This window comes from Streptomyces rimosus (assembly GCF_008704655.1).
GTDB classification, from domain to species: Bacteria; Actinomycetota; Actinomycetes; order Streptomycetales; family Streptomycetaceae; genus Streptomyces; species Streptomyces rimosus.
Genome location: NZ_CP023688.1, coordinates 1,557,853 through 1,573,124 on the forward strand (window position 1 = coordinate 1,557,853; position 15,272 = coordinate 1,573,124).

Below are 15,272 nucleotides of genomic sequence, written 5' to 3' on the forward strand. Positions count from 1 at the left end.
ACCTTGTCATGTCCTGGACTTGCAACCACAGACAAGAGGTGCGCCTTGTTCCTTCCCCACAGACCGGCCCGCCCATACCGCGGCAGGGCCGGCAGGCTGGGTGTTCTCGCCCTCCTCCTCGGTGTCCTGGCCACCGTCGCCGCAGGCCCCGCGCGGGCGCTCCCCGAGGCCGCGCCCGCGGTACGGGCCCCGCTCGTGCAGCCCGTCGACCCGCAGAACTGGCGCAATCCCGACGACATGACCTGGGCCGAGCACCGCGCGGTCCCGGGCACCAACTGGGCCGATCCGGCCGTCAAGCCCACCAAGCGCATGTTCAAGGGCGCGCTCGTCCTGCTCGACTACCCGGACGAGGACTTCAGCGTCACCCGGCCCGCCGGATCGACCGTCTTCGGCAACCCGCAGCCCAGCGCCCACGACATCCCGCGCGCCCAGGTCCCCGCGTTCTACCGGGACTTCCTCAACAAGCCGGGCGCGCTCAACCACGGCCACACCATCAACGAGTACTGGATGGAGGACTCCGGCGGCCGGCTCGGCGTCGAGCTGACCTCGTTCGGCGTCTACCGGATGCCGTACAAGTCGTACCAGTACGGCATCGAGCCGTCGATGAACCCCGGCGCCTGCCCCGTCGGCGACAGCTGCGGCAAGAACATCCGCACGGACGGCAAGGCGGCCTGGGTCGCCGACGTGGGCAGCGCGGAGACCAAGAAGTACGACTTCGTCTTCTACCTGACGGCGGGCCAGGACGAGTCCGCCGCCTGGCAGGAGTTCGGGCAGATGAAGTTCGCCTCGCCGCAGGACGTGCCGGCGGCGTTCGGGCCGCCCTCCCCCATCCAGGGCGGCGGCAACGCGGCCCGCACCCGCTACGTGCCGTGGACCTCCTGGAAGGCCGCCGCCCGCATCTGGCCCAACGCCGAGACCGGCTCCTCCACCCAGGCCGAGAGCTCCGGCATGGCCGTGTACGCGCACGAGTTCAGCCACATCCTGGGCATCGCGGACAACTACAACAACCCGTACGGCACCCCGCTGCGCCGCGCCTACACCGGCATCTGGAGCATGCTCTCGCGCGGCTCCTTCAACGGGCCGGGCGGCCCGCACACCCGCTGGCAGATTCCGGCCGCCAACGGCGCCTCGATGGGCTCGCAGCACGTCCTGCGCGACAAGCTCAAGCTCGGCATCGTGGACGAGAAGAACGTGCTGCGCCTGGACCGGGACGCCCTGAAGACGTCCGGGGTCGCCGTCGCCCGGGTCACCGCGCGCTCCGCGCCGCCCGGCGACAAGGGCCTGTCCGGCGTGAACATCACCATGGGCCGGGACCTGGCGCCGCCCTGCTCCACCGAGACGGACCCGCTGTGCGACGGCGGCGGCTACGACAACTACACCGTCGAGGTCGTCGACCGGATGGGCATGGACTCCTTCACGCCGGACCACGGGGTACTGCTCAGCAAGACCAAGAACGAGGACCGGGCGCCGTTCGCCTGGGTGATCGACGCCCATCCGGAGGACATCCGCATGGTGGACTTCCGGCGCCCCGACGGCACCCCGCAGATGATCACCATGGGCGACTACCGGCAGCTCAGCGACGCGCTGTTCCACGCGGGCGCGGACTCCGGCAGCCAGTACGAGTACGTCGACCGGGCCAACCGGCTGCACTTCTACGTCCTGGACATCCAACGGGACAAGAAGGGCATCCTCAGCTACACCGTCGCCGTACGGTCCCTGGACGGCGCGGGCCCGCAGCGCCGCGGCGTGAAACTGCGTCAGGGCACCGCGTTCGGCGCGCCCGCCAAGGGCCGGGCCGTGTGCTCCTTCCCGCTGACCAACACCGGGCGGCCGGGCAAGGGCGGCGCGCACCTGGACTCGGACGTGTACCGGCTGACGGCCACCGCCGCCGGGCGCGGCTGGTCCGCGTGGCTGCCGAACCGCCTGGCCACCGCCAGGTCCGGGAGCACGGTGAGCGTTCCGGTGGCGGTCACGGCGGAGCCGGGTGCCGCCCGGCACGGCCGGGTCGTCCTGAAGGCCCGCTCCGAGAGCGATCCGCGCAAGTCCGTAGGGGCCACCTGCACGCTCGGCCGCTGACCGGATGTACGGGCCGTGCCGCTCACCCCGGGTGAGCGGCACGGAGGCCGGCGTCCCGGTCAGCTGGCGCGGGCGGCCGGCACACCCGGCCGGACCCCGGTGCCGCCCGGGTGCCCGGCGCGCGCCTTGGCCTCGGCCGCGTACGTGTCCACGTACTCCTGCTCGGACAGCTTCAGGATGGCGTACATGATCTCGTCGGTGACGGCCCGCAGCACCAGCCGCTGGTCGGCCAGCCCGGCGTAGCGGGAGAAGTCCAGCGGCTCCCCGAAGCGGATGGTGATCGGGACGACCCGCGGCAGCCGGCGGCCGGCCGGCTGGGCCTCGAACGTCCCGATCATCGCGCACGGGATCACCGGCGCGCCGGTCCGCAGCGCCATCTCCGCAACGCCCGTCCGGCCCTTGTACATCCGGCCGTCGTGCGAGCGGGTGCCTTCCGGGTAGATGCCGAGGAGTTCACCGCGGGCGAGCACCTTGACCCCCTCCTCGACGGCGGCCTGTCCGGCGCCGCGCCCCGAGCGGTCCACCGGGATCTGCCCGCAGCCCCGGAAGAAGGCCGCCGTCAGCCGTCCTTTGAGCCCCCGCCCGGTGAAGTACTCCTGCTTGCACAGGAACGTGATCCGGCGCCTGACGGTCGCCGGCATCAGGAAGCTGTCGCAGAAGGAGAGGTGGTTGCCCGCGATGATGGCCGCGCCCGACTCCGGCAGGTGTTCCAGCCCTTCGACGCGGGGGCGGAACAGGCACCGCAGCAGCGGCACGAGGACGATGGATTTGAACAAGTAATAGAACATGTAACTGATCCCCTCCCCAGAGTGATCCCCCCGCGTCGGGGGACGGTAGTGCCGCACCGGGGCAGGAGGGAGAGGGCCTATTGAGCCACCGTCAGTACGGGGCGCCGAGGCGAGGGATCACGCCACACCGGGGAGCGCGGTCACCGGTTCGCCGGTGTCTCGTCGGCGAACACCTTGGTCACGAGGCGCCCGTCCTCGGTCAGATAGCCGTGCAGCATGCCCTCGCTGCTGTGCGGGGCGTCGAACACGCCCTGCGCGTTCAGCGCGATCACCCCGCCCGTGCCGCCCAGCTTCGGCAGCCGCTCGACCAGCACCTCGTACGCGGCGGTGGCCAGGTCCCGACCGCCGAACTCGATCAGGTTGGAGAGGGTGACGGTGGCGGCGCCCCGGAGGAACACCTCGCCCGCCCCGGTGGCGCTGGCCGCGACGGTGGCGTTCTTGGCGTAGGTGCCCGCGCCGACGACGGGCGAGTCGCCGACCCGGCCCGCCATCTTGTTGGTCAGACCGCCGGTGGAGGTGGCCGCCGCCAGATTCCGCTTCCCGTCCACGGCCACCGCGCCCACCGTGCCCTGGGTCAGCGTCTCGCCGGAGCCCTTCACCCGGCCCTTGGCCTTCATCAGCTCCTGCCAGCGCTTCTCGGTCCAGTAGTAGTCCTGGGTCACGGTCGGCAGGCCGCTGCGGGCCGCGAAATCGTCGGCTCCCTGGCCCGCCAGCAGGACGTGCTTGGTCTTCTCCATCACCAGCCGTGCGGCGGAGACGGGGTTGCGGACATGGCGTACGCCCGCCACGGCACCCGCGGCCAGGTCCGAGCCGCGCATGACCGACGCGTCCAGCTCGTGGCCCGCGTCCTCGTTGAACACCGCGCCCTTGCCCGCGTTGAACAGCGGGTTGTCCTCCAGCCTGCGGACCGCGGCCTCGGTCGCCGCGACGCTGCTGCCGCCCTTGGCCAGAATCTTCTGTCCGGCGCGCAGCGCCTCGGCCAGTCCGTCGCGGTACGCCTTCTCCTGGGCCGGTGTGGTGTCCTCGCGCTTCAGCGCGGTGCCCGCACCGCCGTGCACGGCGATGACAACGTGCCGGGCGTCGGGCCGCGGCTTCCCCTTGGCCTGCGCCGCCGGTTCCGCCGCGGTGCCCGGGCGGTCCGCCGAAACCGCGCTGCCGGGCACGACCGCCAGCAGCGCGGCCACGGACAGCGCCCCGGCCGCCATACCCATCAGTCGCCGTGCCGAGTTCCTGGTCATGGACTCACTCCCTTGGAAGAGGAGGACCGCCCGCCCGCGAACGGGGCGGGCGGCCACGTCATGCCGTACGGATCGCCGGATCGCTCACGCCCTCGGCGCCGGTCTCCACATGACCGGCGAACCGGCGCAGGAAGGTCTTGTCCGCGTCACAGACCACGGACACGTCGTACCACCGCTTGCCCGCCGTCAGGTCCACGGTGTGCGTCACCCGCTGTCCGGGCCGCACGGTGATCTTGTGGGAGGCGCCGCCGTAGGCGTTGGCGACGGTGAGCGTGCGGGCGCCGTCGCCCGCGTTGGTCAGCGTCAGATCGAGGTTCCCGGTGGCCTTGTCGTGGCGCGCGGTCACCTCGGGGCCCGCGGTCCTGCCCGGCCCTCTGAAGGTGCGCAGAAAGCCGTTCGGCCCGAACACCGACAGGTCGTAGGTGCCCTTCGAGTACGCCGTGTTCCAGCTGTCCGCGATCTTCTTGCCGCGCTCGGTGGTGTACGTCCACGGGCCGTCGCCGCGGTTCGGCGCCGTGACGAGGAACTGCGCGCCGGCGTCGGGGCCGCCGCTGAACGTCAGCCGGTACTTGCCGGCCGCGATGTCGGCGGCCCCGTCCACGTACGGCGCGTACCGCAGCGGGCGGGTGGGCCGGGAGCCGCGCTCCTGCTTGGGCAGGGTGCCCTGCGCCGGGGGCACGGGGTGGAAGTCGGCGGGCTTGGGCTTGGTCGGCGCGTAGCCGCCGGTGTCCGGCAGGGTGCCCGGCTTCCCCGTACGGCTGAAGTCGAAGGCCGAGGTCAGATCGCCGCAGACGGTGCGCCGCCAGGGCGAGATGTGCGGCTCGGTCACGCCGAAGCGGCGCTCCATGAAGCGGATGACCGAGGTGTGGTCGAAGGTCTCGGAGCAGACGTAGCCGCCGGTGCTCCAGGGGGAGACGACGAGCATCGGCACCCGCTGGCCGAGGCCGTACGGCCCGGCCTGGTAACCGCCGCCGCCCTTGTAGTGGTCCGCTTCGGTGGCGACGGTGGACAGGCCCTGGTTCGCGTCGGCCGGCGGGTACGGCGGTACGACGTGGTCGAAGAAGCCGTCGTTCTCGTCGTAGGTGATGAACAGCGCGGTCCTGCTCCACACCTTCGGGTCGGAGGTCAGCACGTCCAGCACCTTGGAGATGTACCAGGCGCCGTAATTGGCGGGCCAGCTCGGGTGCTCGGTGTACGCCTCGGGGCAGGCGATCCAGGAGATCTTCGGCAGCTTGCCGTTCTTCACGTCCGCGCGCAGGTCGTCGAGGAGCTGCCCGCCGCCCTTCACGTTCGAGCCCCGCCGGGCCTTCTCGTACAGCGGGTCGCCCGGCTTGGCGTTGCGGAAGCTGTTGAAGTACAGCAGGGAGTTGTCGCCGTAGTTGCCGCGGTACGGATCGTTCTTGAGCCAGCCCCAGTGGCCGGCCGCGTCCAGGCCGTCGCCGATGTCCTGGTAGATCTTCCAGGAGACGCCCGCGGCCTCCAGCCGCTCGGGGTACGTCGTCCAGCTGTAGCCCTTCTCGTCGTTGCCGAGGACCGGGCCGCTGGGGTCGCCGACGCCCTTGCCGTCGTTGCCCGTGTACCCGGTCCACAGGTAGTAGCGGTTCGGGTCGGTGGAGCCGATGAAGGAGCAGTGGTAGGCGTCGCAGACGGTGAAGGTGTCGGCGAGCGCGAAGTGGAACGGGATGTCCTTGCGCGCCAGGTGCGCCATCGTCGTGGCCGTCTTGGCGGGTACCCACTGGTCGTAGCGGCCGTCGGCGAACGCCCGGTGGCTGCCGGTCCAGTCGTGGTTGAGGTCCTCGATGAAGACCAGGCCCAGGTCGTCGTCCTTGACCTGCGGCCGGAACGGCAGCACTTCCTTGCCCTTGCCGTCCGGCTGGTGCCACACCGGCTTGCCGCTCGGCAGCGTCACCGGCCGCGGGTCGCCGAAGCCCCGTACGCCGCGCAAAGTGCCGAAGTAGTGGTCGAAGGACCGGTTCTCCTGCATCAGCACGACGATGTGCTCGACGTCCTCGATGCTGCCGGTGCGGCGGTGCGCGGGAATCGCGGCGGCGCGGGCGATGCTCTCGGACAGCACGGAGAACGTGGCGGCCCCGCCGGAGAGTTGCAGGAACCGCCGCCGGTTGAGTTCGGGCATGGCTGAAATGACCCCTTGGGTGGGAGACAACGGGCGCGACTGGAGTGTTCCAAGAGGAACGAGGCCGTGGGAAGACGTCGTGACACAGGGGTGAAAAGTCGCAAGACAGGACGTGAACACGCGGAATGCGGCCCTCCGTTCCGGCCGGTGCCGGGCATACCGTGCCGCCGTCGCCCATACCGCCCCGACCCCGCACCGGCCGGACAGGTGGCGACGTGTCCGGTCGAAAACCCTGCCGGATGGCCCGCTTCCGCATGCGGGCATATGCCAATTGCATAGTGGCCAATTTCCATCGCCGCCCAATGGCCCGATTTCACCGCCAATGTCGTGCACGGCACCGAAGCGGAATCAGGTAATTCCGATCACCAGTTTCGAACGGACCAGCCGCTGAGTAGGGTGTGGCACTGCCGGTGGAACTGGGGGAACAGTGCGTACCGGTTGATTTCGGCATGGCTGAAAATGTGCCGGTGGCCGACCTCACCGGGTGAAACGGCAGGAGCGGCAGGAGACCATGACCGCTGGGTTATTCGAGGGGCAGTACGTGTGGCATCCGGCAGCCGACGACGTCCAGCTCGCGCGGGCATGCGTGGACATACGGGCGGGCCGCTACTTCAGCGCGCGCGAAATCCTGCGGGAAGCGCGCGGGGACCACGGCGTACGGGCGCACCGCTCCCTGGTGCTGGCCTCGGAAGCGGCCGACTCCGACCTGGCGGAACGCTGGCTGGCCGAGGAACCCGGCTGCGAAGCGGCCCTGCTGTGGGCGCGGGTGGCGGTGCTGCGCGCGGTCCGCGCGGCCGACAGCGGTGACCAGCGGGCCGAGGCCCTCGGCCGGATCGCGGTGGCCGCCTGCGACCGGGCGGCCGAAGCGGCCCCCGACGACCCGACCCCCTGGTCCGCCCGGCTGACCCTGGCCCGCCTGCAACAGCCCCGCGACCCCGCCCCGCAGGGGCTGCTGACCGCGCCGCCCGGCCCCTGGAAGCTCTTCTCCCACATCCTGCGGCTCGATCCCTGGAACCGCGAGGGCCACCACCGCTTCCTGTCGTTCTTCTTCCCGCGGTACGGCGGCGAGGCGAACGCGTCCTGGGACGTCGCCGCGTTCCTCAGCCAGCGCGCGCCGGTCTCCTCGCCACTGCGGCTGCTGCCGCTGGTGGCCCTGGTCGACGGCTACAACCCGGACTCGCCCCTGGCGGAACGCACCTGGGAACAGCCGCAGTGGAAGGCCAGCGCCCTGGGCATCTACCGCAACTGGCTGCCGCACGTCGCCGGTTACCGCTTCACGCCGGTGCTGGACCTGGCCTACCTGGCGCACGCGCTCTACATGGCGCAGTGCTCGTTCGAGGCCCGGGCGGTCTTCACGGCCATGGGCCCGTACGCCTCCCGTATGCCGTGGAGCATGTTCGGCGACCCCGCTGAACAGCTGAACAAGGCGAGACGCGCGTGTGGTCTCCCGGTGCCCGATGCCGCCTGAGCCACCGCTCGAAGCCTTTGCCGCCCGGCCGGCCCGGCCCCGCGGGCCACCGGGGCCGGTCACCGCTGTCCGCCGCTCACCTCCCCGATCCCCCGATCCCCGGGCCCGCCGGAGGGGCCTTCGTGCGCCCCGGCCCGCCCCCGAAGACAGGTGCCGACACCGCGTATCGACGCTCCGCGCCGATGTCTTCCTGTCCCCACCAGAAAGGTTGCGGTTGTGTCCGACCCCGTGTCCCCCGCCCGTACGAGATCCCGCCGCGCCGTGGAACCCGTCACCCTGGACGACGACGCGACGCTGCACGCCATGGGCTATCCGCGGAAACTGACCCGGCGGTTCCGCGCGTTCGACAATTTCGCGATCTCCTTCACCATCATCAACATCATTTCCGGGATCTTCTCCTCCTTCGGGTTCGGGATGAACGCCGGCGGACCGGTGATCCTGGTCTTCGGCTGGATAGCCGTGGCCGCCATGGTGCTGTTCGTCGGCGCCTCGATGGCCGAGATCGCCTCCGCCTACCCGACCAGCGGGGCGCTGTACTTCTCCGCCGGGAAGCTGGCCAAGCGGCACCGGGGCGCCTGGTCCTGGTACACGGGCTGGCTGAACTTCGCCGGGCAGGTCGGCGGCACCGCCGCCACCGGGTACGCCGCGGCCACCTTCATCCAGGCGTTCATCGCCATGCAGTGGCCGTCCTACGAGGCCACCCCGCAGCGGGCGGTGCTGATCACCGCGGTGATCCTGCTCGTCCAGGCGCTCGCCAACACCTTTACGGTGCAGCTGGTCGCGGTGCTGAACCGGATCTCCGTCTGGTGGCTGCTGATCGGCCTGGTGGTGATCGTCGTCGCGCTGATCGCGCTGCCCTCGCACCACCAGGACCCGTCGTTCGTGACCCACTTCGTCAACAACACCGGGTTCAACAACGGCCTGTACGGCGCCATGCTGGGCCTGCTCGTCACCAGCTGGACGTTCACCGGGTTCGACGGCAGCTTCCACATGTCCGAGGAGACGGTGCAGGCCACCGTCAACGCGCCCCGGGGCATCATGCGCGCCATCGGCTACTCCGCGGTCGCCGGCCTGGTCCTGATGCTCGCGCTGGTCTTCGCGATCCGCGACTACGCGGGCGCGGCGAGCGCCGAGGCGCCGCCGGTGCAGATCCTCATCGACGCCCTCGGCACGGGCACCGCCAAGTTCCTGCTGCTGATCGTGATCGGCGCGATGCTCTTCTGCGGCCTGGCCAACATGACCAGCAACACCCGGCAGATCTTCGCCTTCTCGCGGGACGGCGCGATGCCCGGCTCCCGCTGGTGGCACTCGGTCTCCTCGCGCACCCGCACGCCGGTCAAGGCGGTCTGGCTGGCCGCGGCCTGCTCGCTGGTCCTGGTCATCCCCGGCTGGTGGTCGCACACCGCGTTCACCGCCGTCGTCAGCATCAACGTCGTGGGGCTCTTCCTCGCCTACGCGGTGCCGATCTTCCTGCGGCTGCGGCTGGACACCTTCCAGCCCGGCCCGTGGAACCTGGGGCGCTACGGCAAGCTGGTCGCCGCGGTCGCGGTGGCGTGGATCCTCATCAGCAGCGTGCTGTTCATGCTGCCGCAGGCGTCGCCGATCACCGCCGGGTCGTTCAACTACGCGCCGATCGCGCTGGGCGTGGTGCTGATCATCGCTACGGTGTGGTGGTTCGCGACCGCGCGGCGGCGCTTCCAGGGACCGGTCAGCTACGGCCGACCCGACGAAGTGGCGGCCATGGACCTGATCTGACGGCCCGCCACCGCCGTACGGGCCGAACGGCTCCACCGGCCCTACCACCCCTTCGCCCCGCCGTCCCGCACGGCGGCGGGGCCCGACAGCCAAGGACTGCACCAGGTATGACCTCCCCCGGCGAGATCCCGCGCCAGCCCGTCCCCACCGAGGCCGCCGCCCCCTCCGGCCCCGCTCCCGGCACCGCGACCGCGACGCTCACAGCGGGCCCGGACGCCCCCGCCGGCTTCACCGTCCGGCCCGCCACGCTCGACGAGTGGCGCGAGGTGGCCGCGTGGGCCGCAGCGGAGAGCTGGAACCCGGGCCGCGCCGACGTGGACTGCTTCCACCCCACCGACCCGGACGGCTTCTTCGTCGGCCATCTGGACGGGCAGCTGGTCTCGTCGGTCTCCGTGGTCAACTACTCCGCCGCGTACGCGTTCCTGGGCTACTACCTGGTGCACCCGGACTTCCGCGGCCGCGGACTGGGGCTGGCCACGTGGCGCGCCGCCGTGGCGCACGCCGGGGACCGCACGATCGGCCTGGACGCGGTCCCGGCCCAGGAGGCCACGTACCGGCGCTCCGGTTTCACCACCGCGTACCGGACCACCCGCTACCGGGGCCGCCCCGTGCGCCCCGGCACGCCCGCGGTGCCGGTCGTGCCCGTCACCGCCGACCGTCTCGACGAGATCGCCGACTTCGACCGGCAGTGCTTCCCGGCCGAGCGCCGCGCGTTCCTGGAGCGGTGGCTGACGGCCGCGGGCCATCACGCGTACGCGCAGATACGGGACGGCCGGGTGGCCGGGTACGGCGTGCTCCGGCCGGCCCAGGACGGCTACCGTCTCGGCCCCCTGTTCGCCGACACCTCGCGCGGCGCCGAGGCCGTCTTCGACGCCCTCACCTCGCATCTCGGCCCCGAGGACGAAGTGCACATCGACATCCCCGACCCGCACCACAGCGCACGGTCCCTGGCCCTCTCGCGCGGCCTGGAGCCGGACTCGCACACGATGCGCATGTACACGGGCCCCGTCCCGCCGGCCCGCGCCGAGCACGGCTACGCCGTGACGAGCCTGGAACTGGGCTGACGTACGGACCGCGCACGGGGCCGTGACCGAGACGGGTCAGGCCCCCGTGCCGGTGCCCCGGCGGGGGAGACTGGGGCCGCTCCCGTCGAGAGGAATCCGCATGCCCACGGTAAGTGGTGTCGAAGCGCGCGGTGCTCAGCACTGCGAGACCGCGGCCCTGGGAGTCCTGCTTCGGCACGAAGGACTCGACCTGTCCGAACCCATGCTCTTCGGCCTCGGCTCCGGCCTGTCCTTCATCTACTGGGACGCCAAGTACCTGGACTTCCCCTTCCTCGGCGGCCGGGTCAAGCCCTTCGAGCTGACCGGGAACCTGGCCGCCCGGCTCGGCCTGGACCTCCAGGTCCGGGAGACCACCTCGCCCCGCAAGGCGTGGGAGCACGTGACGGCGCCCATCGGCGCGGGCCGCCCCGTCGGGCTCCAGCTGGACAGCTACCACCTGGACTACTTCGGGGCGAAGGTGCACTTCGGCGGCCATGTCGTCGCCCTCTACGGATACGACGACCGCGACGCGTATCTGGTGGACACCGAGCAGCAGGGCGGAACGGTCTCCACCGGCCTGGACAGTCTGGCCAGGGCCCGGGCCGCCCGCGGTCCGATGACCGCCCGGCACCGGTCCTTCACCCTCACCGCTCCGGAGAACCGGCCCGCCCTGGAGCGGCAGCTCATCCCGGCGATCACCGCCTGCGCCGACGCCTTCCTCCACCCGCCCATCGCCAACCTGGGCCACCGGGGCATCGCGAAGGCGGCCAAGCTCGTACCCACCTGGCTGGGGCGCACCGAGGCCCCGCAGCGGGATCTGCCGCGGGCCGCCCTCCTGATGGAGAGGGGCGGCACCGGGGGCGCTCTCTTCCGCGCCTTCTACCGCGACTTCCTCGCCGAGTGCGATGAGTTGCTCGAAGACGGCCGGCTGCGCACCGGGCACCGGCTGTACGCCGAGGCGGCCATGCTGTGGACGGAGACGGCGACGCTGATCGGGGAAGCCGGTACGTCCGGTGACGCGCAGCCGCTCGTGCGGGCCGGAACGGTGCTCGGTGAGCTGTCGCGTATCGAGCGCGAGGCCATGGAGGGGCTGAGCCGCCTCGGGTGACGTGTGTGCGCACGTACCGGCCCGGCGGGGCACCCTCCTGTCGAACTCCTCTCCACGGGAATTGAGTTCTTCGAATTGGTGAGGAGTCAACCATCGTCAGTACCCTCGCTGGCGAAAGGTGATCACGTGCGGGCCGGATGGGGTCCAGGAGGCGGCGATGAGTGGCGGGCAGGTGGTCGGCGGGCCGGGTGACGACGACGCGGCGGCGTTCTCCCGGCTGGTGGCGCGGTACCGGCCGGAGTTGCAGGTGCACTGCTACCGGTTGCTGGGATCGTTCGAGGAGTCCGGGCGGCTGGTGACGGAGACGCTGTTACGGGCGTGGCGCGAGCGGGAGAGCTTCGCCGGGCACGCGTCGTTCCGTACCTGGCTGTACCGCGTCGCGACGCATGCGTGCCTGGACTTCCTGGCCGCCACGCCCCGCACTCCGCTGCCCCGGGAGGTCCGCGCCGGCGGGCCGGTTCCCGCGACCGTGCTGCCCTGGCTCCAGCCGTGTCCCGACACGCTGCTGGAGCAGGTGCCGGCCCAGAAGACGGGGTCGGACGAGGTGGTGGCCAGGGAAACGATCAGCCTGGCGTTCGTGGTGGCGCTGCAGTTGCTGCCGCCGCGGCAGCGGGCCGTGTTCGTCCTGCGGGAGGTGCTGGGGTGGCCGGCGCGCGAGACGGCCGCGGCGCTGGGCGCCAGCGTCGCGGCCGTGAACAGCGCGTTGCAGCGGGCCCGGCCCGCGGTCAGGAAGCGCCTGCCGCGCCCCGGGGAACCCGCGGCCCCGGAGCGCGACGACTGCGCCGTACTCCGGCTCTACACCGACGCGTTGGAGCGGGGCGACGCCGACGCGCTCGCCACCGTGGTGCGCGAAGACGTCCGCGCCGCCCGCCGCCCCGACCCACCGGACTGCCGCCGCCTCCCCACCCGCATGAACCACCAGCCCGCCGTCGCCCGCTACGCCCGCGGTCCGGACGGGCGCGTGTACCGCGCCCACGGCCTGGAAGTCCTCCGCGTCGAGGGCGGCCGCGTCGCCGGGATCACCGTGTTCGCCCCCGGTCTCTTCCCGGCATTGGGGCTGCCGCTCGCGCTGTGAGGACGGTTACGCCCGCAACGTCGTTCACGCCGTCGGCACGCCCGCCGCGTGTCCGTCGTTCTCCGCGTCCCAGCCTTCGGCGGTGACGCGGGCGAGCAGGGGTCCGGCCACGGCTGCGGGTACCGCGAGGCGGACCGTCAGGTCGTCGTGTGGCGCGGTGCCGGGGCGTACCTCGGCGTCCTCCGGGCCGATGCCCAGCTCCGCGGTGGCGCGCAGGAGACGGGAGAGTTCGCCGGGGCGGTCGGCGATCCGGACGCGTACGGACGCGGAGCGCGGCGGGTGGCCCGGATGGCCGGTCGCGATCCCGTCCAGGCCGGAGATGCCCCGGTCGAGGAGGTCCACGACGGTTTCCATGCTGCGGGCGCTGCGCCGTCCGGGTGGTCCGGCCAGGTCGCGCAGGGCGACGAGGAGTTCGCCGAGGTCGGCCTGGAGGTCGGTGAGGACTCCGGCGACGGCGCCCGCGTTGGCCTGGAGGATGTCGCTCCAGAGCCGGGAGTCGCCGCCCGCGATCCGGGTCACGTCGCGCAGCCCCTGGCCGGCCAGCCGCGGCGCCTGCGGTGTGCCGTGGCGCAGCCGGGCCGCCATCAGGCTGGCCACCACGTGCGGTACGTGGGAGGTCAGCGCCACCGCGTCGTCGTGTGCCCGGCTCTGCATCACCAGGGGTACGGCCCCGCAGAGCCCGATCAGGGCGAGCGCGCGGTCCAGTGCCGTCCGCGAGGTCAGCCGGGACGGGGTGAGCACCCAGACGCGGTCCTGGAAGAGGTCCACGCGGGCCGCGAGGGGGCCGGAGCGCTCGCGGCCGGCCAGCGGGTGGCCGCCGATGTAGCGCGTCGGATCGGGCGCCCCGGCCAGGACCGCCCGTTCCGGTTCGGCCTTCACGCTGGCCACGTCGGTGTAGGTGCCGGCCAGCCCGAGCGCCTGCTGCTGGGCGAGTACGGCGGCGACCTGGCTGGGCGGTACGGCGATCACGGCGAGGTCCACCGGCTCGGACGGCGGCCCCGGCACCCCCGCGCCCAGGGCCGCCGCGGTCCGTACGGCGGCCTCGTCCCGGTCCATGAGGTGGACCGTGACGCCCTGCCGGGCCGCCGCGAGCGCCAGGGACGTGCCGATCAGCCCGGTGCCGACGACGGCCAGGGTGCGGATCACCGGGCACCATCCGGAGACGGCCCGGCCGGTGCGCCGGGCGGGGTGGCGGACCCGTCCGCCGCGCCTTCCCCGGAGGCCGCCGCGCCGCCGTTGGCCCGCAGCCGTCCGGTCAGGAGCGCGGCGAGCCGGTCGAGGCCCTTGTCGATCCGCTCCGGGGTCAGGGTGCTGATGGACAGCCGCAGCTGGCGGCACTGCGCGGACGCGCCGTAGAAGTGGTGCATCGGGGTGAACAGCACGCCGTACTTGCGGGCCGCGTACTCCAGGAAGTCGTCGGTGACGACGAACGGCACGCTGAGCACCACGAAGAAGCCGCCGGTCGGCTCGTTCCAGGTGATGCCGGGGCAGTCGGCGAAGCGCCGGGCCAGGCCCGCCAGGACCTGGTTGAGGTTGCGCCGGTAGACGGCCGTCTCCCGGCGGTTGGCCTCGACCATGCTGCATCCGTGGCTGAGCAGCTTGCCGCCGATGACCGCCTGGGCGATCGGCGAGGTGTTGACGGTGAGCATGCTCTTGATCTTCGAGAGTTCGTCGGCGAGCAGCCCGTCGCCGTTCGGGCCGCCGGTCACGCGCTGGTCGGCGACCACGTAACCGACCCGGGCCCCGGGGACGCCGGTCTTGGCGAACGAGCCGAGGTAGACCACGCGGCGGCCGCGGTCCAGTGACTTCAGCGTCGGCGGCCGTTCGGCGGACGTGTGGAAGACGCCGTACGCGTTGTCCTCCAGCAGCAGCAGGTTCTCCCGCTCGGCGATCTCCAGCAGGCGGTGCCGGTCGGCCAGGTCCATGCTGGAGCCCACCGGGTTGGCGAAGTCGGGCGTCACGTAGCAGGCGCGCACCCGCCGGCCCGCCGCCCGCGCGCTGCGCAGCTGGGCGACCAGGTCGTCCAGGTCGATGCCGTGCTCCCCGCTGTGCACGGGCAGTACGGGCATGTCGGCGAGGAGCGCGGCGCCGGTCAGGCCGACGTAGGTGGGCCGGGGCGCGAGCACCGCGTCGCGGCTGTCGGCGCGCAGCGCGCGCAGCAGGAGGAACATCGCCTCCTGGCAGCCGACCGTGACGACCACGGACCCGTCCACGGCCTCGATGCCCTCGTCCACCGCCAGGCTCCGTGCGATCAGCCCGGCGATGATCCCTTTGGTCTCGCCGTACTGGAACAGGGTCCGCGCGATTTCCGCTTCCGTCATCTTCCGTTCGGTGCCCAGGTGGTCGCAGAAGACCTGGAGGTATTGATGCACCTGGGCTGCGTCATAAAATCCTTCGTACGGCCGCCCGGCCGCGAAAGAGATCGCTTCCGGATATGTGTCGGCGATCCGATTCAGAAGATTCATGGACTCCATCGAGGCGTCGGCCAGCGATGCGTGCAGGGTCGCGCTATTCAGCTCGGCGGCGGCGATTTCCGGTTGCATGATTTCCATGGCTGCCTTCTGTCAGTCAGGAAGGGGTACGGCAC

11 protein-coding genes are annotated in these 15,272 nt (G+C 72.0%); 6 read left to right on the forward strand and 5 right to left on the reverse strand.

Annotation, left to right across the window (positions count from 1 at the left end; all coding sequences use genetic code 11):
• The first annotated feature begins 45 nt into the window (after window positions 1–45).
• Entirely contained in the window at window positions 46–2,076 is a 2,031-nt protein-coding gene (locus CP984_RS06410; RefSeq protein WP_003980907.1) for a M6 family metalloprotease domain-containing protein, read from the forward strand.
• 59 nt (window positions 2,077–2,135) lie between these two features.
• Here CP984_RS06410 and CP984_RS06415 read toward each other — a convergent pair whose 3' ends face one another.
• From CP984_RS06415 to CP984_RS06425, 3 genes are all read right to left on the reverse strand, one after another.
• Complete coding sequence (locus CP984_RS06415; RefSeq protein ID WP_003980908.1) at window positions 2,136–2,864, reverse strand: lysophospholipid acyltransferase family protein; 729 nt, start codon at window positions 2,862–2,864, stop codon at window positions 2,136–2,138.
• 140 nt (window positions 2,865–3,004) lie between these two features.
• Window positions 3,005–4,102 carry an isoaspartyl peptidase/L-asparaginase family protein gene (locus CP984_RS06420; protein ID WP_030180404.1) on the reverse strand — a complete coding sequence of 366 codons (1,098 nt, stop codon included), beginning with the start codon at window positions 4,100–4,102 and terminating at the stop codon, window positions 3,005–3,007.
• A gap of 58 nt (window positions 4,103–4,160) precedes the next feature.
• Window positions 4,161–6,236, reverse strand: coding sequence for a phosphocholine-specific phospholipase C (locus CP984_RS06425; protein WP_003980910.1), 2,076 nt, complete (start codon window positions 6,234–6,236; stop codon window positions 4,161–4,163).
• 511 nt (window positions 6,237–6,747) lie between these two features.
• Between CP984_RS06425 and CP984_RS06430 the strand changes: the two genes are divergently transcribed.
• The 5 genes from CP984_RS06430 (at window position 6,748) to CP984_RS06450 (ending at window position 12,685) form a co-directional block, all read left to right on the forward strand.
• Window positions 6,748–7,704 carry a hypothetical protein gene (locus CP984_RS06430; RefSeq protein ID WP_003980911.1) on the forward strand — a complete coding sequence of 319 codons (957 nt, stop codon included), beginning with the start codon at window positions 6,748–6,750 and terminating at the stop codon, window positions 7,702–7,704.
• A 303-nt stretch (window positions 7,705–8,007) separates the two neighbouring features.
• Window positions 8,008–9,459, forward strand: a complete 1,452-nt coding sequence (locus CP984_RS06435) for an amino acid permease (protein WP_032914715.1) — start codon at window positions 8,008–8,010, stop codon at window positions 9,457–9,459.
• Between the two features lie 107 nt (window positions 9,460–9,566).
• Window positions 9,567–10,523, forward strand: coding sequence for a GNAT family N-acetyltransferase (locus CP984_RS06440; RefSeq protein WP_003980913.1), 957 nt, complete (start codon window positions 9,567–9,569; stop codon window positions 10,521–10,523).
• Between the two features lie 100 nt (window positions 10,524–10,623).
• Entirely contained in the window at window positions 10,624–11,610 is a 987-nt protein-coding gene (locus CP984_RS06445) for a BtrH N-terminal domain-containing protein (protein WP_003980914.1), read from the forward strand.
• A gap of 157 nt (window positions 11,611–11,767) precedes the next feature.
• On the forward strand, window positions 11,768–12,685 hold the full coding sequence (locus CP984_RS06450) for an RNA polymerase subunit sigma-70 (RefSeq protein WP_003980915.1): 918 nt from the start codon (window positions 11,768–11,770) through the stop codon (window positions 12,683–12,685).
• A gap of 24 nt (window positions 12,686–12,709) precedes the next feature.
• Here the strand turns inward: CP984_RS06450 and CP984_RS06455 are convergent, their stop codons facing one another.
• Window positions 12,710–13,831, reverse strand: a complete 1,122-nt coding sequence (locus CP984_RS06455) for a prephenate dehydrogenase (protein ID WP_003980916.1) — start codon at window positions 13,829–13,831, stop codon at window positions 12,710–12,712.
• The gene (locus tag CP984_RS06460) at window positions 13,828–15,237 is read right to left on the reverse strand and encodes an aminotransferase-like domain-containing protein (protein ID WP_003980917.1); all 1,410 of its coding nucleotides are present in this window, start codon (window positions 15,235–15,237) and stop codon (window positions 13,828–13,830) included. The genes CP984_RS06455 and CP984_RS06460 overlap by 4 nt, the downstream gene beginning before the upstream one ends.
• Between the last annotated feature and the right edge of the window lie 35 nt (window positions 15,238–15,272).

Coding starts and splice junctions, on each gene's coding strand:
- CP984_RS06415 (WP_003980908.1), bottom strand. CDS start 2,864: ATGTTCTATTACTTGTTCAAATCCATCGTCCTCGTGCCGCTGCTGCGG.
- CP984_RS06420 (WP_030180404.1), bottom strand. CDS start 4,102: ATGACCAGGAACTCGGCACGGCGACTGATGGGTATGGCGGCCGGGGCG.
- CP984_RS06425 (WP_003980910.1), bottom strand. CDS start 6,236: ATGCCCGAACTCAACCGGCGGCGGTTCCTGCAACTCTCCGGCGGGGCC.
- CP984_RS06430 (WP_003980911.1), top strand. CDS start 6,748: ATGACCGCTGGGTTATTCGAGGGGCAGTACGTGTGGCATCCGGCAGCC.
- CP984_RS06435 (WP_032914715.1), top strand. CDS start 8,008: ATGGGCTATCCGCGGAAACTGACCCGGCGGTTCCGCGCGTTCGACAAT.
- CP984_RS06440 (WP_003980913.1), top strand. CDS start 9,567: ATGACCTCCCCCGGCGAGATCCCGCGCCAGCCCGTCCCCACCGAGGCC.
- CP984_RS06445 (WP_003980914.1), top strand. CDS start 10,624: ATGCCCACGGTAAGTGGTGTCGAAGCGCGCGGTGCTCAGCACTGCGAG.
- CP984_RS06450 (WP_003980915.1), top strand. CDS start 11,768: ATGAGTGGCGGGCAGGTGGTCGGCGGGCCGGGTGACGACGACGCGGCG.
- CP984_RS06460 (WP_003980917.1), bottom strand. CDS start 15,237: ATGGAAATCATGCAACCGGAAATCGCCGCCGCCGAGCTGAATAGCGCG.